General features: G+C 64.6%; 25 protein-coding genes. 8 read left to right on the forward strand and 17 right to left on the reverse strand.

The genetic code is table 11. From position 1 onward, the window contains the following. Nucleotides 1-164: 164 nt before the first annotated feature. Entirely contained in the window at nt 165-353 is a 189-nt protein-coding gene (locus tag QMZ05_RS17085; RefSeq protein WP_353701802.1) for a hypothetical protein, read from the forward strand. A gap of 74 nt (nt 354-427) precedes the next feature. Next, entirely contained in the window at nt 428-616 is a 189-nt protein-coding gene (locus tag QMZ05_RS17090; protein ID WP_050425501.1) for a hypothetical protein, read from the forward strand. A gap of 304 nt (nt 617-920) precedes the next feature. On the opposite strand, the gene QMZ05_RS17095 is transcribed toward QMZ05_RS17090, so the two are convergent. The 4 genes from QMZ05_RS17095 to QMZ05_RS17110 form a co-directional block, all read right to left on the reverse strand. Continuing rightward, nucleotides 921-1,157 carry a hypothetical protein gene (locus QMZ05_RS17095; protein WP_074126788.1) on the reverse strand — a complete coding sequence of 79 codons (237 nt, stop codon included), beginning with the start codon at nt 1,155-1,157 and terminating at the stop codon, nt 921-923. 168 nt (nt 1,158-1,325) lie between these two features. Further along, nucleotides 1,326-2,087: a Crp/Fnr family transcriptional regulator gene (locus QMZ05_RS17100; protein ID WP_353701803.1), complete on the reverse strand. Its 762-nt coding sequence runs from the start codon at nt 2,085-2,087 to the stop codon at nt 1,326-1,328. Nucleotides 2,088-2,290: 203 nt separating this feature from the next. Beyond that, on the reverse strand, nt 2,291-2,653 hold the full coding sequence (locus QMZ05_RS17105) for a PRC-barrel domain-containing protein (protein WP_353701804.1): 363 nt from the start codon (nt 2,651-2,653) through the stop codon (nt 2,291-2,293). Nucleotides 2,654-2,750: 97 nt separating this feature from the next. Next, the gene (locus QMZ05_RS17110; RefSeq protein ID WP_353701805.1) at nt 2,751-2,957 is read right to left on the reverse strand and encodes a hypothetical protein; all 207 of its coding nucleotides are present in this window, start codon (nt 2,955-2,957) and stop codon (nt 2,751-2,753) included. Between the two features lie 272 nt (nt 2,958-3,229). Here QMZ05_RS17110 and QMZ05_RS17115 point away from each other — a divergent pair, with 272 nt between their 5' ends. The 3 genes from QMZ05_RS17115 (at nt 3,230) to QMZ05_RS17125 (ending at nt 3,959) form a co-directional block, all read left to right on the forward strand. After that, complete coding sequence (locus QMZ05_RS17115) at nt 3,230-3,421, forward strand: hypothetical protein (protein ID WP_353701806.1); 192 nt, start codon at nt 3,230-3,232, stop codon at nt 3,419-3,421. A 38-nt stretch (nt 3,422-3,459) separates the two neighbouring features. Next, entirely contained in the window at nt 3,460-3,675 is a 216-nt protein-coding gene (locus tag QMZ05_RS17120; protein WP_353701807.1) for a hypothetical protein, read from the forward strand. A 65-nt stretch (nt 3,676-3,740) separates the two neighbouring features. After that, a complete protein-coding gene (locus QMZ05_RS17125) occupies nt 3,741-3,959 on the forward strand; it encodes a hypothetical protein (protein WP_353701808.1) in 219 nt (72 codons plus the stop codon). 252 nt (nt 3,960-4,211) lie between these two features. Here the strand turns inward: QMZ05_RS17125 and QMZ05_RS17130 are convergent, their stop codons facing one another. Both QMZ05_RS17130 and QMZ05_RS17135 read right to left on the reverse strand, forming a co-directional pair. Beyond that, nucleotides 4,212-5,114 carry a DUF6537 domain-containing protein gene (locus QMZ05_RS17130; RefSeq protein WP_353701809.1) on the reverse strand — a complete coding sequence of 301 codons (903 nt, stop codon included), beginning with the start codon at nt 5,112-5,114 and terminating at the stop codon, nt 4,212-4,214. Further along, nucleotides 5,111-5,779, reverse strand: a complete 669-nt coding sequence (locus tag QMZ05_RS17135; protein WP_353701810.1) for a Crp/Fnr family transcriptional regulator — start codon at nt 5,777-5,779, stop codon at nt 5,111-5,113. Before QMZ05_RS17135 ends, QMZ05_RS17130 begins: the two co-directional genes overlap by 4 nt. Before the next feature lie 326 nt (nt 5,780-6,105). On the opposite strand from QMZ05_RS17135, the gene QMZ05_RS17140 reads away from it, so the two are divergent. Beyond that, on the forward strand, nt 6,106-7,218 hold the full coding sequence (locus QMZ05_RS17140; protein WP_353701811.1) for a cyclic nucleotide-gated ion channel: 1,113 nt from the start codon (nt 6,106-6,108) through the stop codon (nt 7,216-7,218). A gap of 11 nt (nt 7,219-7,229) precedes the next feature. Then, entirely contained in the window at nt 7,230-8,015 is a 786-nt protein-coding gene (locus QMZ05_RS17145) for an enoyl-CoA hydratase/isomerase family protein (protein ID WP_353701831.1), read from the forward strand. Between the two features lie 616 nt (nt 8,016-8,631). On the opposite strand, the gene QMZ05_RS17150 is transcribed toward QMZ05_RS17145, so the two are convergent. Next, the gene (locus tag QMZ05_RS17150; RefSeq protein WP_353701812.1) at nt 8,632-9,066 is read right to left on the reverse strand and encodes a DUF6157 family protein; all 435 of its coding nucleotides are present in this window, start codon (nt 9,064-9,066) and stop codon (nt 8,632-8,634) included. Between the two features lie 14 nt (nt 9,067-9,080). Then, a complete protein-coding gene (locus QMZ05_RS17155; RefSeq protein ID WP_353701813.1) occupies nt 9,081-9,734 on the reverse strand; it encodes a glutathione S-transferase family protein in 654 nt (217 codons plus the stop codon). Between the two features lie 83 nt (nt 9,735-9,817). Between QMZ05_RS17155 and QMZ05_RS17160 the strand changes: the two genes are divergently transcribed. Further along, a complete protein-coding gene (locus tag QMZ05_RS17160; protein WP_353701814.1) occupies nt 9,818-10,822 on the forward strand; it encodes a YafY family protein in 1,005 nt (334 codons plus the stop codon). A gap of 259 nt (nt 10,823-11,081) precedes the next feature. Here the strand turns inward: QMZ05_RS17160 and QMZ05_RS17165 are convergent, their stop codons facing one another. The 9 genes from QMZ05_RS17165 to QMZ05_RS17205 all read right to left on the reverse strand — a co-directional run bounded on the left by QMZ05_RS17165 (nt 11,082) and on the right by QMZ05_RS17205 (nt 20,744). Next, the gene (locus tag QMZ05_RS17165) at nt 11,082-11,492 is read right to left on the reverse strand and encodes a hypothetical protein (RefSeq protein WP_353701815.1); all 411 of its coding nucleotides are present in this window, start codon (nt 11,490-11,492) and stop codon (nt 11,082-11,084) included. Between the two features lie 70 nt (nt 11,493-11,562). Next, nucleotides 11,563-12,261, reverse strand: coding sequence for a nitroreductase (locus tag QMZ05_RS17170; protein ID WP_353701816.1), 699 nt, complete (start codon nt 12,259-12,261; stop codon nt 11,563-11,565). A gap of 141 nt (nt 12,262-12,402) precedes the next feature. Then, complete coding sequence (locus QMZ05_RS17175; RefSeq protein ID WP_353701817.1) at nt 12,403-13,647, reverse strand: acyl-CoA dehydrogenase; 1,245 nt, start codon at nt 13,645-13,647, stop codon at nt 12,403-12,405. Between the two features lie 116 nt (nt 13,648-13,763). Further along, the gene (locus tag QMZ05_RS17180) at nt 13,764-15,011 is read right to left on the reverse strand and encodes an acyl-CoA dehydrogenase (protein ID WP_353701818.1); all 1,248 of its coding nucleotides are present in this window, start codon (nt 15,009-15,011) and stop codon (nt 13,764-13,766) included. 115 nt (nt 15,012-15,126) lie between these two features. Further along, the gene (locus QMZ05_RS17185; protein ID WP_353701819.1) at nt 15,127-16,254 is read right to left on the reverse strand and encodes an acyl-CoA dehydrogenase family protein; all 1,128 of its coding nucleotides are present in this window, start codon (nt 16,252-16,254) and stop codon (nt 15,127-15,129) included. Between the two features lie 111 nt (nt 16,255-16,365). Beyond that, nucleotides 16,366-18,234: an AMP-binding protein gene (locus tag QMZ05_RS17190; RefSeq protein WP_353701820.1), complete on the reverse strand. Its 1,869-nt coding sequence runs from the start codon at nt 18,232-18,234 to the stop codon at nt 16,366-16,368. Between the two features lie 41 nt (nt 18,235-18,275). Continuing rightward, entirely contained in the window at nt 18,276-19,082 is an 807-nt protein-coding gene (locus QMZ05_RS17195; RefSeq protein WP_353701821.1) for an enoyl-CoA hydratase/isomerase family protein, read from the reverse strand. 191 nt (nt 19,083-19,273) lie between these two features. Beyond that, the gene (locus QMZ05_RS17200) at nt 19,274-20,032 is read right to left on the reverse strand and encodes an SDR family NAD(P)-dependent oxidoreductase (protein WP_353701822.1); all 759 of its coding nucleotides are present in this window, start codon (nt 20,030-20,032) and stop codon (nt 19,274-19,276) included. A 46-nt stretch (nt 20,033-20,078) separates the two neighbouring features. After that, a complete protein-coding gene (locus tag QMZ05_RS17205; RefSeq protein ID WP_208764107.1) occupies nt 20,079-20,744 on the reverse strand; it encodes a TetR family transcriptional regulator in 666 nt (221 codons plus the stop codon). Between the last annotated feature and the right edge of the window lie 149 nt (nt 20,745-20,893).

Here is a 20,893-nt window from a genome sequence, read left to right on the forward strand (position 1 = left end):
AATAGCGATAGAGGCAGTAGAGGTTCGTGAGTCGGATTTCCGACTTATAGCAACCTTCCCTCAACCAAGCCGTTTGCCTGCATCACCGGCCAAGGCGTGGCCCGTAGGCGTCGGTGACTGAGAGACCAATAGTGCTCCCGCCTGCATCAACAAGGGAGCAGCGTATGACAAAACGTCGTCGTCGCGTGCGCCAAATCCAGTCGCTGGAAGAACGCCTCGCCCAAGAGGCAAACGATCTGCGCGAGGAGGCGAAAGCCCTTCCTCTCGGCCCCAGGCGCGATGCGCTGCTCCGCAAGGCTCGTCAGGACGACATGGCCGTCCAGATGACCGAGTGGCTGACTTCGCCGACCTAAGACCACCGATCCGGGAAGCCTCCGGATCAGCAGAAAGCGCGCACCGACCGATTGAAGATGGGCGAGCCCGAAAAATGCCAGTCGACGAGATCGAATATCAGGGGCATCGACTAACCATCGTCGAGCAACGCGGCGGCGGCTATCTGGTCGAAATCACGCCCCTTGCCGGCGGTCCGACGATCCGAACGCAGACCTTCCAAAGCACCCAGGAGGCGATCGCCAGGGCCAAGGCTACCGTTGCGAAGCATCCCGGCACGCGATGAGCTGCGTTGGCGCGGCTGATACAGATCGAAAACTTGCACCCAATGAACAACACGCTGTTGGCGCGCACTGATAGCCGGCAGCCATTCCGGTTGGACCACCGGCGAACAGAAATTAGGAGACCCCGCTTGGAACCAAGCGGAACACCGGGAGTCGACTCGAAGCTCCCGACTTCAGCCCCCAAGCCCATCGGGAGTGGTGATCCCTGGCGCCGTGAAACCTCCAGCGCCGGGGGTCGCCGGTTGACCGGCCAGACCGGGAATCCGGAACACGGATAAGCGATTTGCGCCCCGAACAGAGACAGACTTATTGCCTTGGATGACGGGTTTCGAAAATGAAGGCAGCCTTGAACACGGCGCCGTCTTCCGTCCGCACCTCAATTGCAACGTCGTGCCGGTCGTCCAGCGCCGCAAAGTCCCTGGCCAGTTCGCCGAGGGTGCGGGCGGCTTCCATTTCGGCGGATCTTTGATCCGGGAATTCCAGGCCCTCTTCATCCGGATAGAGCCCGGTGCCATCCCTGATATCGAAGAAATAGCGCAACATCCGATCGCCTCCGTCATGGTCGGCGGCCATGGTCAACAACGGGAGCCACAGGGAAATCGTTCCTAGCTGGGCGGCAACTGCCATCCGCTCATGGGAACTGCGGCGCGCCAAATCCTGCTTGCGCCCGTGGCGCACAGCGCGTTGCGCCTCCCCCGAAGGACGCGCCGGTCATCCCGCTGCAACGTCCGACGGCGTCCTGATAGCGTCGAGCTGCCGCCCCTCGTGATCCATATGCAGGTAGTTCGGATTGAACAGGCCCGCGCGCATCAGCCGGTCGAGATTGGGAACGGACAGGGTCTTGCCCTTGAGCACGATCAGTCCCTCGGCGCGCAGCTCCTGCAGGGTCCGGTTGACATGGACCTTGGAAAGCCCGGTGGCGTCGGCGAGATCGCCCTGGGTCAGCGGGAAGTCGCAGCTGTCGCCCTGGGTCAGGCCGGCGAGGCGCAGCCGAAGCCAGATCTCGCAAAGCAGATGGGCGATCCGCTCCAGCGCCGTGCGCTGGCCGAGGCTCATGGTCCATTCGCGCTGGATCGCCGCATTGACCAGGGTTTCCCACCAGAACGCAGTGACGATGCGCGGATGCCCGGCTGCGACCTTGTCGAAGAACTCGCGCGAGAGATCGGCGATCGACACCGCGGTGATGGTGCCGATCGAATGATCCATCTCGCGCAGGATGAAGACATTCACGTCGCAGATGTCGCCGGGCAGGAAGAACGACACCACCTGGCGCCGGCCGTCCTCGAGCTGCTTGTAGCGATAGGCCCAGCCGGACAGGATCAGATGGACATCCGTCGGCTTCTCGCCTTCACGGACGATATCGACGCGCGGCGCAAAATGGCGGACGCGCTCGGTGGATGCGCGATTGAGGATGACGTGGTCTACCGGCGAAAGCCGTACAAACTGCTCCAATTTCCGGACTAGCGACGCCAACGACATTGATCTCCCCGCATGTTTAATCGGGTAACTGCCGGGCCGTTTTCAATAACGTATGTTACATTGCACAGCTATTGACGTATGTGCACAAGTGTACAGACGCCAGAGGACTCGACGGTTATTGTCCTCATGCGCGGTACAGCTCAGTCGTCAGAGGCCCGTCGCTCTTGAGGCGCGGGCCTTCCGGGATTTGCCGCCGCTCAGACGAGCGGCACGCCATAGTAATCATTCACCGCCCGCGTGGTGCCGATGTCGGCCCAATTCCAGTCCCGCTCGCTGCCGTATTTCGGCGCGCCGCGCAGCTGGCTCTCGGTCACGCCGGTGACATAACCACCAAGCCTCGTGTCGTATTTGAGCGACTGCCAAGGCAGCGGATAGTGGTCGTTGCCGAGGCCGAGAATACCGCCGAAGCCGAGCACGGCATAGGACACACGGCCGCTCTTCTTGTCGATCATCACGCGCTCGATCGAGCCGATCTTGCGCTCGTCCGAGCCATAGACCGCGGTGCCTTCGACCTTGTCGCTGCCGATCAGGTTTCCGAGCTCCCTCTCGTCCGTCGCCATATCATTCTCCATTGATCTCCGGGGGCCAACGATGGAGCAGGGTCTTCGTTCCTGGTTCCTGCCACGTTGCCGCAGTTGCTGCACAGCAAAACACGGTTCAGCCGGTCGGGGGATCGCCGCGATCGTCAGCCGTCATGCCGGATCCCGGAGCTTTGTCCGCGTCGTTCAACTTCGGATCCCGCGTCGCTTCGGGCTTTCCCGGTTTTCGCTGATCCGTCTTGTGGGCGGTCTGTGCGCGCGCCTTGTCGGCCGGCTGCTCCTGGCCCTTGTCGTCCTTCACGATGCCGTGGTTCGAATGTGCCATTGCTCGTTTCCCTTGGCTTGTTTCCCTTGGTTCACTTCCTTTGTCTCAATTGCCTTGAAGCTATGCGGGCCCCGGCGATGCAATTCGCCGAGGCCCGTCACCGGAACGGTCCACTGCCTTCGGGGAGCAAAGCAGCGAACGTGTGAGCGTTACGCATGGCGCCGAAGATCGTTCCTGCGGTGCCGGCAGCGATTTCGTTTAAGCCGATGTCATGGGTTAACGACGCCCTCCGGGGACATGCCTAGTATCGCTGGTTCCAGCGAGGAGGCGGCATGGTCAAGAGGAAACGCAACAGGTCACGACCTCCCGGATCATTCGAGGAACGCCTGCAAAAATTCGCCGAGGATTCGCGCATCGCGGCACGCAAGCTGCCGCCGGGACGGGAGCGCGAGACGCTGATGAAGAAAGCCAGACAGACCGAGACCGTGATGGAAGTCAGCGAGCAGCTGACACTCCGCAAATAGCCGCAAAGGCCGGAGCAAGCTGCGATGGGAGAGCCGGGATGATCGAGGAACGATTTGACTCACGGACGCTCGCCGCCATGAATTTTGCGCTCGACCACGTCTGCGCCAACGCGCTTCACGGCGAGGAACATGACACCCGCAGGCGCGTTGCCAGATACATCATCAAATGCGCCAAGAGCGGCAGGACGACGCTCTCCGAGCTCACCCAAGCCGGACAGCAGGCGCTGGCCAAGGTCACCGCGGCGGCGGGATAATCAGCACAACCTGCCCTGCATGCAGCCAGCCTTGCTCCTCTGGCCTTCAGCAAAGGCAGATACCCATGCGCATTGCAATCAGCATCGGCCTGCTGGTCTTCCTGGTCGCCGTCGGCGTCTACGCCTATGAAGGGCTCACTGTAGACGCTCCGGTGCCGACCTCCGGCATCGTCATGTTCACGATCGGAATTGCGGTTCTGGGCACGGTCTGCGTCGGCCTGATGGGCCTCTTGTTCTATTCCAGCCGCCGCGGGTACGACGAGCCGCCGCACGTGAAGCGGTAGGTGGTTTCGAGGAAGGCTTAACTCCGCGATGTCCGTCCCGTCATCCTGAGGAGCGCGTAGCGCGTCTCGAAGGATGCACGGCGACCAGCGGGGCCGATTCATCCTTCGAGGCTCGCTCCGCTCGCACCTCAGGATGACGGTACGCATTCCCTCCCCGCGTCATTGCGAGCGAAGCGAAGCAATCCATAGTGCCGCAAGTTCAGACATGGATTGCGTCGTCGCTTCGCTCGCAATGACGTGGATAGGCCGGCGCTAGGACGCCGCCGGCACCCGCGCGCGAATCTCCGCGATCTTGCGCTTGAGCGACACCTGCCGCGGATCGGGCATGATGGCGGCGCGGGCCTCGGCGATGGCGCCGGCAAGGTCGGCAAGCGCGAGCACGCCGTCGAAGGTCGGCTTGACCAGCCCGTCGATGATCACGTGCCAGTCCGCGATGCCCTGGCGATAGGGATCGCCATAGCCCTGGATCATGGTCGCGGTCTGCACGATCGCCGGGGCCGCGGCCGGCTGCTTGGTCAGGCTGCGGTCGATCATGTGCAGCCAGCGCTCGACCCAGACACGCTCCTTGGCGTAGCGGCCCGAGAACAGCCGCCAGCGCTTCAGGCCAGCCTCGATCCTGAGCCGGCGAACGCTGAAGCGGTTGTTGGCGCTGAAGCGGATCGAGACCCGGCGGCGGCGCCAGCCAAACTGATCGAGCACGGCAAGCACCGGATCGGCGACCATCTCCGGCAAGGCATCGATCAGCTCGTCGAGGCGGAGTTTCTTGACGTCGTCGGCGGAGCGCGCCGCAAGGCCGCCCGCCGCACTGACTTCGCCGAGCTTGAGCTGCGCGATGCGGATCGCATCCTCATAGGCCATGCGCTCAGCCATCAGCCGCGCGATCTCGGCAAGCAGGGTGTCGTCAACGCCGCGGCGCCCGACGAAGCGCTTGAGCCGGTCGACATAGAGCTGGGCGTAGCTCGTGCTCTGATAGACGATCAACAGGTGGATGGCCGCAGTGACTGCCGGCCCGAGATGGTCCGGGCAGGCCTCGGGCAGCACCGGCGGCCCCTCGTCCTCATCGCCGATGATATCGGCAAACAGGTAACGGAGCGAAGCCAGCAGACTGTCGTCATCCGGCACTGCGGCGCCTCCAGAACTGGTCGCGGGGCTCATGCAGGTTTTGGCTCCGCGACCTGTGGGGTGGCGTGCTGCGCGAGCCGCTGCTCGAGCGTCGCGATGTTCTGGAACAGGCGGGCGCTGAACAGACGCAGCAGGTAGAAGCCGAACGCCGGGTTCTGGACGTAAAGCTGCTCCACCTGGTCATAGGTCACCGACAGCACCATGCCGGTTTCGACGCACTCCAGCGTCTGGGTTCGCGTGTTCGACGGCGACAGCATGCCGAACTCGCCGACGAGGGCGCCGACCGGCAGCTCGATGCCGGATTCGACCAGGCGGAAGCGGCCGCTGACGATGTAGAAGATGCTGTCGGCCTTCTCGTCCTTGTAGAACAAGACCTCGCCCGCGGTGCATTTGCGCTCCGTCGTGAACGGCCGCAGCCAATCCATCGACAGATCGCTGTTGACCGATTTCTTCACGCTGCGGACCAGTTGCAGCATCTGGTGCAGACGATAGGTGTTCACCGGCAGCAACACGGCATGCAGGATCAGCGTCGCGTAATTGTGGGTCGGGACCGCGGTCGCGATCAGGATGATGTTGGTCAGGATGGCGAAGACGCGCAACGGGATCATGGTCCGCATCGACAGCGTCGCGACGACGAAGATCGATGCGAAGAAACTGCCGGCGGCGCCTGCGTGCTCCGCGAGATGTGAGGTATCCATCGGAAACCAACCAATTCTCAAGAAGTGAACAAGATCGCCTTATTAGTCGCTTCATTCCTGCCGAGGTTGCCTGCCCTCGCGTCGGCGGCCAGCATCCCTGATATACGGAGAAAAAGCGACGATTTGTCTGATTTCTCACATTCGCGAGCGCAAAAACGGGGCAACATGGTTAGGCCATTCGTCCAACATATGGGACCTTCGCCGCGATCATGCCGCCGCGGCCTGCGCGTTGACGGCCTCAACCGGGAGAGGCACGTTGTGACACAGGCTCCGCCGCTCACAGGGCCTTGATTCCAGCAGTTCAGCGACAGGCAAGCTCCGTTCCGATGTCCAAGCCGCTCGTCCTTCCGGCCTTGACGCGCTTCGTTTCCGCGACCGCCGGCCGCAACATGACCACGGCGGCCTATGTCGCGGTCACGGTCGGCGTCGCCATGATGACGCTGCTGACGGTCGCGCCGGCCTATGACGCGGTGCCGCACTGGGTCGATGCGCTGCTGTGGGCCTGCCTTGCCTATTTCGTGTTCGAATGGCTGGTGCGGCTGCGCCACATGCGGCGGCAGGACAAGTTCTGGTTCTACCAGCTGTCCAGTGCCGGCATCGTCGATGCGACCGGCGCGCTGGCGGTGCCGTTGGCGCTGCTCGCCGGCCTCGAGCCGAAGACCGCATGGCTGCTCGGCGTGCTCTGGGTGCTCAAGGTGGTGCCCGGCATTCCCGGCCTGCGCCAGCTCCGCCGCGTGCTGGTGGTCGAATCCGGCCCGCTGCTCAGCGTGCTCGTGATCTTCCTGATGGTGGTGTTCCTGGCCTCGGTCGCCGAATACTTCCTGGAGCGGGACGTCCAGCCGCAAACCTTCGGCAGCGTGCCGGCGGCGCTGTGGTGGGCGGTGGTGACACTGACCACGACCGGCTATGGCGACGTGGTGCCGATCACGCCGCTCGGCCGCATGGTCGCCGCCATGGTGATGATCTCGGGCCTTGGCGTGTTCGGGCTGTGGACCGGTATTCTGGCGACCGGCTTTGCCGCAGAGACCCGCCGCGACAATTTCCTGAAAACCTGGGAGACCGTCAGCAAGGTGCCGTTCTTCGCGCATCTCGGCCCCGCCGCGATCGCCGACGTCACCCAGGTGCTGCGGACCATCGACCTGCCGCCGCGCACCATGATCATCCGCAAGGACACCAATGGCGACTGCATGTATTTCGTCGCCGCCGGCGAGGTCGAGGTCGACCTGCCCGGGCGCAAGGTCAAGCTCGGCGAGGGCGCGTTCTTCGGCGAGATGGCGCTGCTGGGCAACGCCAAGCGCGGCGCCAGCGTCGCGACCAGCAAGGTGACCCGGCTGTTGGTGCTTGACCTGGTCGATTTCCGCCTGTTGATGGCAAGGCATCCCGATCTCGCCGAGACCATCGACGCCGAGGCGAAGCGGCGCGAACGTGAGAACCAATGATGGAGACCAAGATGGCCGACGCGGCCGACACCGCCAGCGGACCCGTGCTCGAAATTGCGGGCGCACGCGCCACGATCCGCCTTAACCGGCCGAAGCATCTCAACCGCCTGCAGGCCGAGGATCTCGGCGAGCTCGTCCGCCTGTTCGACCGCATCGACGCCGATCCCGCGATCCGGGTGCTGGTGCTGACCGGAACCGGCCGCGCATTCTCGGCCGGCTACGACCTCAACTCGGTGGCCGAGCGCGCAGTGAGCGCCAATGAGCAGCAGAGCGCGGGTTCGGCGTTCGAGGTCGTGGTCAACCGCCTCGAGGATTTGAGCGTACCGACGATCTGCCGGCTCAATGGCGGCGTCTATGGCGGCTCGACCGACCTTGCGCTCGCCTGCGACTTCCGCATCGGCGTCGATACCGCGGAGATGTTCATGCCGGCGGCGCGGCTCGGCCTGCACTATTACAAGAGCGGCATCCAGCGCTACGTCACGCGGCTCGGCGTTGACAACGCCAAGATGCTGTTCTTGACCGCGCAGAAGATCACCGCGCCGGAGATGCTGCGGATCGGCTACCTCACCGCGATGGTGTCGCTCGACCTGCTCGACGAGGAGGTCGACAGGCTTGCGACGATCCTGGCCGGCAATGCGCCGAAGGCGATGGCCGGCATGAAGCGCGCGATCAACGAATTCGCCCGCGGCGAGCTGGATGAGGCCGCCGCCGACGCCCGCCACCGCGACAGCATGCGCGGCGACGAGATCAAGGAAGGCATCAAGGCCTTCGCCGAGAAACGGCCGCCAAGGTTTTAGTTCAGCCTCGTGCGGCAGAGCTCTCTCACCCTCCCCTGGAGGGGGAGGGTCGGCTCACATGGAGCGCAGCGGAATGTGAGACGGGGTGGGGTGATCTCTCAACACGGGCAGCGCCTGCTTGGAGAGACCTTCACCCCACCTCGCCGCTCATTTCATTCGCGTCGATCCTCCCCCTCCAGGGGAGGATAAGAAAGGCATCAAAGCGCTTGCGGAGAAGCGGGCGCGGAGGTTTTAGCGCGGCGCATGGTGCTACCAATACCGTCACCCTGAGGTGCGAGCGGAGCGAGCCTCGAAGGGTCGACGGCCCGGCTGGTGGCCGTGCATCCTTCGAGACGCGCGGAGCCTGTCATCGGGCCGCGCTTCGCGCGGACCCGTTGGCGCTCCTCCAGCGACAAAGGCGAAGCCTTTGCGCGGGGATGACGGGTTTAGCAGGAACGGACTGATGCTACCCTCCCCTGGAGGGGGAGGGTCGGCTCACATGGAGCACAGCGGAATGTGAGCCGGGGTGGGGTGATCTCTCAGCACGGGCGCTGCCCGAGTGGAGAGATCACCCCACCTCGCCGCTCATTTCATTCGCGTCGATCCTCCCCCTCCAGGGGAGGATAAGAAGAGCCCTCTACGCCCGCTTGCTCCGCATCGCGCGCGTCTGCGTGATGTCAGGGTCGCGCGCCAGTGCCTGGTAGCGCTTGCTGTCGACGGCGTAGATCGCGATGCGGCCTTCGGCATCCGCGTGCACGCCCCAGCCGAAGCGTTTTCCGAGCGGCGAGGCGCGCATGCAGGCCTGGCCGCGCGAGAAGAAGGTCTCCCGGGCGAGGCTGCGCTCCTTCTTCGCGGCCTTCGCATCGAGCGCGCGGCCGGCCGAAGACGTGGCGAACACCACGTCGTCGGAGGTGTATTTGTAGGGGGCGCCTGAAATCATCCGGAATTGCAGCACGGCAACCGTCGGCTGACCGCCGCGCGGCTGCGGCTCCTCGCCGCGCTGCGCCGGGCAATCCTCGGCGACGCGGATCAGGGTGTTGAAGCAGTTGGTGCTGTGCAGGACTTTCGCCATCGGCACGATCCGTATCACACTCCGGTGGCGGCGGCATGCTGCGCCGCCATCTCGTCGTCGGCCTTCGACATCCGGACGAAAGCCGGGCGCGCGGTGATGCGTTCGGCGTAGCGGACGAAGACGTCCCTTTTCGGCACGATGCCGAACATCATGGTCCAGCTCAGCGCGACCCCCCACAGGATGTCGGCCGCAGTGATCTCATCGCCGAACAGATAGGTCCCCTTGGCGAGCTGCGCCTCGAGCGCGCCCAGCATGGTATCGTAATCGGCATAGGGCGACTGCGTGATCGGCGCCGGCACGCGCTTCATGAAATGGTCGATCACGGCCGGCTCGAATGAGGAGCCGTAATAGGCGATCCAGCGCAGATACGGGCCCCGGCGCGGGTCGTTCAGCGCCGGCGCAAGACCTGCCTGCGGAAACAGATCGGCGAGATAGATGAAGATCGCGACCTGCTCGGTCACCAGCGCGTCGCCGTGGCGGATCGCCGGCACCTTGCCGAGCGGATTGATGGCGAGATAGGCGTCCTTGCGCTGCTCGGCCGCCTTCATGTTGAGGATGTGCAGATCATAGGGCGCGCCGAGCTCCTCCAGCAGCACGCGGGTGCCGGTGGCGCGGCTCTGGGGCGAGTAATACAGCGTGACGCGCTCGGTGGTGGCAGCGGTAATCATGGGCAGGTCTCCTTGCGCCGACAGCGGCATGGCCTCCTTATGTCCGCCTATACCTGACATCTTGTGTCAGGTATAGTTTTCCCATGCGCGCGAGCCGGCTGTTTTCCATCCTCACCACCCTGCAGGCGCGGGGACAGGTCACCGCGCCCGAATTGGCCGAGACCTGCGAGGTCTCGGTGCGCACGATCTACCGCGACATCGACGCGCTGGCCGCCGCTGGCGTGCCTGTCTATGCCGACCGCGGCGCCGAGGGCGGCTATCGCCTGCTCGACGGCTATCGGGTGCGGCTGAACGGACTGTCGCAGGGCGAGGCCGAGGCGCTGTTCATGGCCGGACTGCCCGGCCCCGCCGCGGCGCTCGGCCTCGATGCCGCGATGGTCGCGGCGCAGACCAAACTGATGGCGGCATTGCCGGAGAATTTGCGGCCCAACGCGAACCGGATGCAGCAGCGCTTCCATCTCGACGCGCCCGGCTGGTTCGGCGAGACCGAGGAGCCGAAGCATCTGCGCGCGATCGCCGGCGCCGTGCTGCGCGAAAACCTGATCGAGATCCGCTACCAGAGCTGGAAGGCCGAGAAGCGGCGGCGCGCGGCGCCGCTCGGCCTCGTGCTGAAGGGCGGCAGCTGGTATCTCGCCGGCCTCGTCGACGGCAATGTGCGCACCTACCGCGTCGCGCGGGTGCTGCATTGCATAGTCCTGGAGACGCCGTTCGCGCGGCCGGCGGACTTCGACCTCGCTACCTATTGGCGTGCCTCGATCGAGCGGCTCGAGGCCGAGTTGCATCCGAACGAAGCCACGGTGCGGCTGTCGCCGCTCGGGTTGAAGCTGTTCGATGCGCTGGCGCATCCCTACGTGAAGGCGCGGATGCGGCTTGCTGATGGCACCGACGCCCTTGGCTGGCACATCGCCACCATGCCAGTCGGCAAGACGGTGTGGCATGCCGCAACCGAGCTGCTGCGACTCGGCGCCGAGGTCGAGGTGATCGCGCCCGACGGGCTGCGCGAGAAGATGGCAGAACTCACCGGCGCGATGGCCTCGCGCTATGCTTCTGCGCCGCGGCGCCGCGTGGCGGGCGCTAAGGGGCGATGAGATAAGGTCGGATGGTGACCGCGACGGCGGTGCGCTCCCTCGCCCCGTTCTTACGGGGAGAGGGTTGGGGTGAGGGGCTTTCTCCGCGCATACGGTGGTAGCTGCATTTGCGGAGCCTCCCCCTCACCCGGAACGCATCTGACGATGCGTCATAGCCGAAGCACTGCTTCGGCGTTCTTGAGAACGGCCGCCAAAGGCGGCCTATGCCTCTCCCCGCACGCGGGGCGAGGTGAAAGCGGAGTCTGCGGTTCGCTGCGTGCTAGTAACGGCTGTCGGAGCTGATCACGAAGCGGTCGAGAAAGTTGACCGGCAGGATCTCGAACTTGTCCAGCTCAAGCGTAATCCCGGTCACGAAATCGACGCCCTTGATCGTGCCCTGGAGATCGATCCGACGGCCGCGGCGCAGGCCGCGTGTTTCCGGATGTTGCTCTAGGTCGATATAGGCATAGATCGGATTGTCGAGCCGCGCATGGCGATGCCAGCCGCGTTGCAGAAAGCTGAATTGCAGCACCTGCCCCGCGCCCCAGTCAATCGCGTCGAAGAAGCGAGTCTTCCAGGCAACAGGCTGTCCCAGATAATGCGCGGCGATGAACGCGTCGCGCTCGAGCGCAGGCAGACGGTGCAGTTGCCAGCTGATCTCGGCTGGCGTCGGAGCGGCGTTGTTCGCCATTGTTCTTCTTGGGTTCTTCTTGTCGCTTCTTCTTGTCCTCGGCGGGAGGATACATCCCGCCTTGAGGAAACTATACATCAATGAATGTGACAGTATCCGCCACAGTTGCGCGCGAGGTGCGGTAGCTGTTCACCTTGTGCGCATGATCCGCATAGCCGAACGAGATACCGCAGACAACCCGGCGGTCGTCAGGCAGGTTGAAATGGCGGCGGATCAAGCCGGAATGGCGGGCGAGCGCGGCCTGCGGGATGGTGCCGAGCCCGAGCGCCTGCGCGGCCAGCATGAAGTTCGAGACATAACCGCCGCAGTCGATCGCGCCATAGATGCCGAGCGGCTCGTTGGTGTGGATCACGGCGACATGCGGCGCGCCGAAGAAATTGTAGTTCTCCAGCGCCTGCTTTGAATAGGCCACCTTGTCGCCGCGCGCGATGCCGAGCGTGTTGTAGAGCTGGAAGCCACTCTCGCGGCGTCGCTCCAGATAGACCCCGACATATTCGCGCGGCGGCGTGAAGTCGTGATCGTCCTTGGCGCCGGACGCCGCCTCGGCATAGATCGCCTTGCGAAAGCGCTCCTTGGCCTCGCCTGACGCAACCAACACCTGCCAGGGCTGGCTGTTGCACCAGGACGCGGTGCGCTGCGCGACGCTGAGGATATGTTCGATGACGTCGCGCGGCACCTCGCGCGGCAGGAACGCACGCACCGAGTAGCGTTCGTTGAGCAGACCTTGCAAAACGTCGATGCGGTCTTGTTGTTTTACTGCGGCGTCCATCGCGTCCTCGTTTCCGTAGGGTGGGTTAGCGAAGCGTAACCCACCTCTTCTCGCGTGTTCGGTGAAACGGTGGGTTACGCCTTACGCCTTCCGCCTTCGCTCCTTGAGCTACGGCGGACAAGTCGGTAACCCACCCTACGATCATCTGCCCTTGGTCGGGATCTTGTTGTAGGGCACGTCCTTGTCGACCCGGATATCACCCGGCAACCCCAGCACGCGCTCGGCGATGATGTTGCGCAGGATCTCGTCGGTGCCACCGGCGATACGCATCGAGGGCGACGACAGCAGCATCTGCTGGAACTGGCCGTTGGCCTGCTGCTCATCGGTGCCGGTGAGGCTGCCTGCGGCGCCTTCGAGGTCCATCGCATAGGTCGCGATGTCCTGCAGCATCAGGCCGGAGACGAGCTTGCCGATGGAATTTTCCGGGCCCGGCCGCTCGCCCTTGGACAGCGCCGAGATCGCGCGGTAGCTGGTGTATTTCAGCCCGCTCGCCTTCACCGCCCAGCTCGCAAGCCTGGAGCGCACCGCCGGATCGTCGATCGCAAGACCATCCTCCAGCATCAGGTTGGAGCAGAACTCGAACATCTCGGGCACGCCGGTCGCAAGCCGCGCGCCGATCGACATGCGCTCATTCATCAGCGTGGTCAGCGACACGCTCCAGCCCTCGCCGACGGCCCCTAACCGCTGGCTGTCCGGGATCACCACGTCGGTGAAATAGACCTCGTTGAACTCCTGCATGCCGTTGGCCTGCTTGATCGGCCTGACCTCGACGCCGGGGCTCTTCATGTCGAGGAAGAACATGGTGAGGCCCTTGTGCTTGGGCACATTCGGATCGGTGCGCGCGATCAACAGGCCGTAGTCGGAGTAATGCGCGCCCGAGGTCCAGATCTTCTGGCCGTTGACGACCCAATTGTCGCCTTTCTTCTCGGCGCGGGTGCGCAGCCCCGCGACGTCGGAGCCGGCCGACGGCTCGGAGAACAGCTGGCACCAGATCTCCTCGCCCGCAGCGAGCTTCGGCAGATAGCGGCGCTTCGCCTCCTCGCTGCCCCAGGCCATCACGGTCGGGCCGCACATGCCCTCGCCGATCTGGAACGGCTGGGTCAATTTGCCGTAGACGCCCTCTTCCTGCTGCCAGATCACGCGCTCGATCGGCGTCGCGCCGCGGCCGCCATATTCCTTCGGCCAGTGCAGGCAGGCCCAGCCGCCTTCGGCTTTCTTCTTCTGCCAGGCCTTGCCGACCTCGACCATGTCGTGCTTGGCGAGCCTGATACGGCCGAGCGAGGACTTCGAGAGCTCATCCTCGAACTCCTTCGGCGCGTTGGCGGCGATCCACTTGCGGGCGACGGCGCGGAATTCGGCTTCCTGCGGCGTGTCATCGAAATTCATGGCGGCTCCTTCTTTCTTGTCATTCCGGGGCGCGCGAAGCGTGAACCCGGAATCTGGAGATTTGTTATGCGGCTCGAGGTTCCGGGTTCGCCGCTACGCGCCGCCCCGGAACGACATCATGCTCTTCCCTTGGTCGGGATCTTGTTGAAGGGAACGTCCTTGTCGACCCTGATGTCGCCGGGCAGGCCCAGCACGCGCTCGGCGATGATGTTGCGCATGATCTCGTCGGTGCCGCCTTCGACGCGGGTGCCCGGCGCACGCAGCAGCATCGCCTGGAACTTGCCGGCGACCTCGGCATCCTCGGGTCCGCTCAAGGCACCTGCGGCGCCCTGCAGATCGAGCGCGTAAGTCGCGACGTCCTGGATCATCGAACCGGCAACCAGCTTGCCGATCGAATTCTCCGGCCCCGGACGTTCGCCGCGCGACAGCGCGGAGATCGCGCGCATGCTGGTGTATTTCAGCCCGCTCGCCTTCACCGCCCAGTTCGCAAGCTTCGACCGCACGGCGCGGTTCTCGATCGCAGGGCCATCCTCCAGCATCAGGCTGTTGCAGAAGTCGAACAGCTCGGGGAATCCGGTGGCGACGCCGGCGCCGATCGACATCCGTTCGTTCATCAGCGTGGTCAGCGACACGTTCCAGCCGTCATTGACATTGCCGAGCCGCTGCGAGTCCGGAATCCGCACGTCGGTGAAATAGACCTCGTTGAAGTCGGACGCGCCGCTCGCCTGCTTGATCGGCCGCACCTCGACACCCGGGCTCTTCATGTCCAGGAAGAACATGGTGAGGCCCTTGTGCTTCGCGACCGTCGGATCGGTACGGGTCAGCAGGATGCCGTAGTCGGAATAATGCGCGCCCGAGGTCCAGATTTTCTGGCCATTGATCACCCATTCGTCGCCCTGCTTCTCGGCACGGGTGCGCAGGCCTGCGACATCGGACCCACCGGCGGGCTCCGAGAACAGCTGGCACCAGATCTTCTCGCCCGAGGCGAGCGGCGGCAGGTATTTGCGCTTCTGCTCCTCGCCGGCGAACGCCATCATGGTTGGGCCGCACATGCCGTGGCCGATGATGAACATCGAGCTGAGGCGGCCGAACGGGCCCTCCTCCTGCTGCCAGATCACGCGCTCGATCGGCGACGACCCGCGACCGCCATACTCCTTCGGCCAATGCAGGCAGGCCCAGCCGGCGTCGGCCTTCTTCTTCTGCCAGGCCTTGGCGACCTCGAGGATGTTGGCGCCCTTGAGCGCAACGCGGCCGAGCGAGGCCTTGCGCAGCTCGTCCTCATATTGCTTCGGCGCATTGGCCGCGATCCAGGCTTTCGCCTCGGCGCGGAATGCGGCCTCCTGCGGGGTGTCGTCGAAATTCATGACGCTTCCTCTTTCCGTCATTCCGGGGCACGCGAAGCGTGAACCCGGAATCTCGATCCAAACCTCTGGATTCCGGGTCTGCGCTTCGCGCATCCCGGAATGACGAATCGTGGGACTACGCCGCGTTCTTCTTGCGCATGCGATCGATCAGGGCGTCTTCCCAATAGGACAGGCTGCCGAGACCGAGCGCGACCGCATTGGCGCGGCGATAGTACATGTGGCAGTCGAACTCCCAGGTGAAGCCCATGCCGCCGTGAACCTGGATGTTGTTCTTGGCACAGTGCTGGAACGCCTGCGTCGCGCTGATGCGTGCGGCGGCGGCCGCCTCCGGCAGCTCGCCGGCGTTAGTCGAGAGCGCCCAGGCGCCGTAGTAGCAGTTCGAGCGCGCCAGGGTCGCCGAGACATACATGTCGGCCAGCATGTGCTTGACGGCCTGGAACGAGCCGATCGGACGGCCGAACGCGATACGGTCGAGCGCGTAGTCGCGGCCCATCTCCAGCGCGCGGTCGGCGCCGCCGACCTGTTCGAACGCCGTCAGCACGGCGGCGCGATCCAGCACCTGCGTGATGACGCTCCAGCCCTCACCGGCCGCGCCGAGCGGCTCGGCCTTGGCATCCTTGAAGGTGATCTCGGCCTGGCCACGGGTCAGATCGATGTTGGTCAGCGACTTCACCTCGACGCCGCCGGCTTTGAGATCAACGATGAACAGGGAAATATCGGACTCGCGTCCGCTCGAGCCGGTGCGCGCGGCGACTACAGCGAAATCGGCGATCGCGCCATCCGGCACAGGCTTCTTGACGCCGTTGAGCACGCCGCCATTGGCCGTGACCTTGATCGCCTTCGGCGACGGATTGCCCTTGCCTTCGAACAGCGCCAGCGTGCCGATGGCATCGCCCGAGGCGATCTTCGGCAGCCATTTCTGCTTCTGTGCGTCGCTGCCCGCGATCAGGATCGCTTCGGCGGCGAGATAGACCGTCGAGGAGAACGGCACCGGCGCCAGCGCGCGGCCCATTTCCTCGGCGATCACGCAGAGCTCGAGATGGCCGGCGCCCGCGCCGCCGAACTGCTCAGGGATCGCGACACCGAGGAAGCCCATCTCGGCGAGGCCCTTCCACAGCGACTTGTCGTAAGGCGCCTTGCCGTCGAGCACCTCGCGCACGGCCTTCGGCGGGCACTGCTCGCTGAGGAACTTCCGCGCCTCGTCGCGCATCTGCTTCTGTTCGTCGGAGAAATCGAAATTCATGGCGCTTACCCGCGTTGCTGTTGTTGTTCGTAGGATGGGTGGAGCGAAGCGATACCCATCGGTTGTGTGGTTCGAGATGATGGGTTTCGCTGCGCTCTACCCATCCTGCGGTCAGTTCAAAATGATCACGTCGTCGCCGGGCTTGCCGGCGTAGAGCTTCTCCACCAGTGCGGCGCGGCGTTCAAGGCCGGCGCGCTGGTTGATGTAGCCCTTGTCGGTGAGCTCGTTGCCGTCGATCGACGGCGGCTCGACCATCAGCATCGCACGCGCGATGCGCATGCTGCTGCCGGTGGTGGACGCGTTGTGGGCCTGCAGGCCCTTTTCGAGACAGGCGATCACGTCCGGATGCCGGATCACCTCCTCATAGCTCGCATCGGCATTGCCGACGAGCTGGCGGCAGGCATGCAGGTTGGGCCAGCACAGCAGGCCTATGAACTCACGGTCCTGCCCCGCAACCAGCGCGTCATGCACGACCGGCGTCGCGGCTGATATCGCGTCGGTGCGCAGCGAGCCGACATGGACGAAGGTGCCGGTGGTCAGCTTGAAGTCCTCGACCACGCGGCCGGCAAAGATGATGCCCTGCAGCGGATCCGCGGGGTCCACGAACACGCCGGCATCGCCGATGCAATAGTAGCCTTCCTCGTCGAACATCTTCGCCGTGAGGTCCGGCTGGCCGAAATAGCCCGGCGTGACGTTGACGCCGCGCAGCCGCAATTCGTACTTCGAGCCGCACGGCACCATCTTCAGCTCGACGCCGGGGAACGGCAGGCCGATCAGGCCGACGCGCTCGGTATCCCAATAGGTGCCGGTCGAGGTCGGCGCGGTCTCGGTCGAGCCCCAGCCGGTGTAGAACACGATGCGCTCGCCTGTGGTCTTCACCGCCAGCGCCTGCATCCGGTCATAGAGATCGTCGGGCAGCCGGGCGCCGCCATAGGCCATGATCGAGAGGTTCTTGAAGAAGCTCCGGCACAGCGCCTCGTCCTTCTCCATCGCGGCCGCGAGCGCGGCATAGCCGGCCGGCACGTTGGCGTAATAGGTCGGCGAAACCTCGCGCAGATTGCGGATGGTCTCCTCGAGCTGGCCTGGCATCGGCCGGCCGTCGTCGATATAGAGCGTGCCGCCATCGACCAGCACAGGATTGAACGCGGCGTTGCCGCCCATGGTGTGATTCCACGGCATCCAGTCGAGCACGGTCGGGATCGGCCCCGCCGTTTCGCGCGGCCGCACCTGCATCATCATCGCCGCGTTGGCGCACATCATCTGCTGGGTGTTGATGACGGCCTTGGGCATGCCGGTCGAGCCCGAGGTGAACAGCAGCTTGCCGACGGTGTCGGGCGTGATCTTCGCGATCGACTTGTCGACATCGGCGGTGACCGGCGTTGCCGCGAGCTCGGCAAAGGCCTCGCTGTTGATGCCCTCGCAGGGACGCAGCACGTGGACGACGGTGATGCCGGTGAGGTCGATCGCCTTCAGCGCCTTCTCGAAGGCCGGGCCATCCTGCACCATCACGACGGCGGGCTTGATCAGGTTGAAGAGATATTTGAGCTTGAGATGGTCCTGGCTCATCAGCGAATAGGCCGGCGACACCGGCGCGGCCGGCAGCCGCGCCTGCATCGCGGCCTGCGTCATCAGCGCGTGCTCGATCGAATTGCCCGAGAGAATCGCGACGGGCCGGCCGTCGGCAACGCCGAGATTGAGCAGGCCCTGGGTCAGCGCATCGACGGTGCGCTTGGCTTCACCATAGGAGACCTTGCGCCACTGCCGGTCCGGGCCGCCGCGTTGCGCGAGCCAGATGCGCTCCGGCGCCTGCGCCGCCCATTTGGCAAGATAGGCCGGAATGTGCGTCTCGTAGGCCTGCAGCGGAATCCGCGACTTCAGGACGACGGTGCCGTCGGCGCGCCGTTCGACCGCGATGTCGCGCGCGAGCCAATCCACCTTGCGGAAGGCGGGCTTCGTCAGCATCGCCGCGTCTCCATCCATTTTGCGTCTCCCGGAATTCTTGTCCTTTTGAGGATCTGTTCTCAGCGCCTGATATAGACAGGCTTTCGTTTCTCAAGGAAGGCCCTGATGCCCTCCTGAAAATCTTCCGAGCGGCTGCACAGCACCTGGTTGCGATCCTCCATCGCAATCACGGCTTCGATCGAGCCGGCATCGACGCTCATGTTGATGCATTCCTTCGAGAGGCGCAGACCGACCGGCGAGGCCGTCATCATCGCATCGACATAAGGATTGGCAGCGCCATCGAGATCGGCGGCCTCGACCACTTCGGACACCAGACCGACGGCGAGCGCGCGATCGGCGTTGATGAAGCGCCCGGTGAGGATCAATTCGGAGGCGACCGACACGCCGACGAGGCGCGGCAGGAAATAGCTGGTGCCGATGTCGCAGCCCCCTAAGCCGAGCTTGATGAAGGCGCAGTTCATCCGCGCGTTCTTCGCCGCGATGCGGATGTCGGCGGCAAGCGCCAGCGCAAAGCCGCCGCCGGCGGCCGCGCCCTGCACCAGCGCGATGATCGGCTGCGGACAGCGCCGCATCAGCATCACGATGTCGGCAATGCGGCGCTGCGAGTCCAGGGAGTCAGCGACGCTCGGCGGTTCGGTCTGCCCGCCGCGCCGCGCCATCGCGTGCTTGAGATCGAGCCCGGCACAGAAGTTCACGCCGGCGCCCTTCAGCACCACGACGCGGGTGTCGCGATTGCCCTGCAGGCCCTGGAAATAGGTATTGAGCGCGTCGATCAGCGAGGGATCGAGCGCGTTGAGGCTTTCGGGGCGATTGAGCGTGACCCAATCGACTCCGTCGTGATGTTCGATCAGCAGCGGATTTGTCACATCTTGCTCCCGCCCGTTCAGCGAACGCGATGCTCGTTGCTGCGCCCTCTCCCCTTGTGGGAGAGGGCATGTTCGCTGTCAGATTTGCACTCGATTGGGTGAGGGGTCTGTCTCCGCGGAGAGAACCCCTCATCCGGCGCTTCGCGCCACCTTCTCCCACAAGGGGAGAAGGGAAGAAGAAGAGCCCCGCGCTAGCGCGGCGCCATGCGGATGGCGCCGTCGAGGCGGATGGTCTCGCCGTTGAGCATCGGGTTCTCGACGATGTGAACGGCGAGGTTGCCGTACTCCGAGGCATCGCCGAGACGTGCCGGATGCGGCACCTGGGCGCCGAGGCTCTTGCGCGCTTCTTCGTTCAAGCCCATCAGCAGCGGCGTCAGGAACAGGCCGGGCGCGATGGTGTTGACGCGGATCTTCAGGCTGGCGAGGTCGCGCGCGGCCGGCAGCGTGAGGCCGACGACGCCGCCCTTCGAGGCGGAATAGGCGATCTGGCCGATCTGGCCTTCATAGGCCGCGACCGACGCAGTGTTGATCGCGACGCCGCGCTCTTCGCCGATCGGGGCTTCGGTCGCCAGCCGCTCGGCGAACAGGCGCAGCACGTTGAAGGTGCCGATCAGATTGACGTTGATGATGCGGACGAACTTCGCCAGCGGATAGACGCCGTCCTTGCCGACGATGCGCTGCGAGCCGCCGATGCCGGCGCAGTTCATCAGCACGCGCGCGATGCCGTGCGCGGCCTCGGCCTTGGCGATCGCCGCCTTGATGGCTTCCTCGTCGGTGACGTCGGCGTGCAGGGCAACGCCCTTCACCTCAGTGGCGACCTTCTCGGCGTTTTCCTTGTTCTGGTCGATCACGCCGATCTTGGCGCCCTTGGCGGCCATGGCGCGCGCGGTTGCGGCGCCGAGGCCGGAGCCACCGCCGGTGATGAGAACGGCAACGTCTTTCAACTGCATGAGAACAACCTTTCCTTGGGCGTTTCTTCTCTAGACTCGAACTTTTTTATCCGGCGGCGATGGCTGCCGTTTCCTTATCGGGATTGAGCACGCCGCCGAAGATCAAGGCTTCCATGTGCTTGATGTATTCGCGGCAGACCTCGTCGGTGACCGGACCGACGCCGACCGCGCGCGACATCGCGTGGCGGCCGAAGAACAGGTGATCGCAGGCGCCGATCAGGCTGGTGTAGAACAGCACCGGATCGATCTTGCGGAATTGACCGGCCTTGATGCCCTCTGCGAGCAGCCGGCGGTGAAAATCCAGGAGCGGCGCGACGAAGAATTTCGACACCTCATCCGCAGCGCCTGCCGAGCTCTCGTGCAGGAGATAATGGATCAGCCGGTTCATATAGGGGAACTGGTGATAGGCGCGGATGATGCCGCCGATATGCAGGCGCAGTTTCTCCGACGGCGTGATCGGCTGCGCCAGCAGATATTCGAGCTGCGATATCTCTGTGGCGGCGTCACGCGCCAGCAGCGCCAGCAACAGCCCGTCCTTGTTGCCGAAATGATATTTCACCAGCGCAGCGTTGACCCCGGACTTCTGCGCGATGTCGGACAGCGAGACCTCGATCGAGGCGCGTTCGATCATCAGCTCGCTGGCTGCGACCAATAGCTTGTCGGCAGTGGCGTTTCTGCCGGCGGCGAGTTTCGTCGGTACGCTGGTATTCAACTGCGCTCTGGTCCCGCTCTGTGTCTGGACTCGACGGTAAATCGAGGCCGCACATAAGCCCATGGCGGGGCTGCACTCAAGAGTTAATTGATTGATTGACTAAATGCTGAGCCGCCCCTTAAATCCGGCCCAACTTTTAGGACCCCCAA

The sequence above is a fragment of the Bradyrhizobium sp. INPA03-11B genome (genome assembly GCF_040446015.1).
In the GTDB taxonomy this organism is placed as follows: Bacteria; Pseudomonadota; Alphaproteobacteria; order Rhizobiales; family Xanthobacteraceae; genus Bradyrhizobium; species Bradyrhizobium macuxiense_A.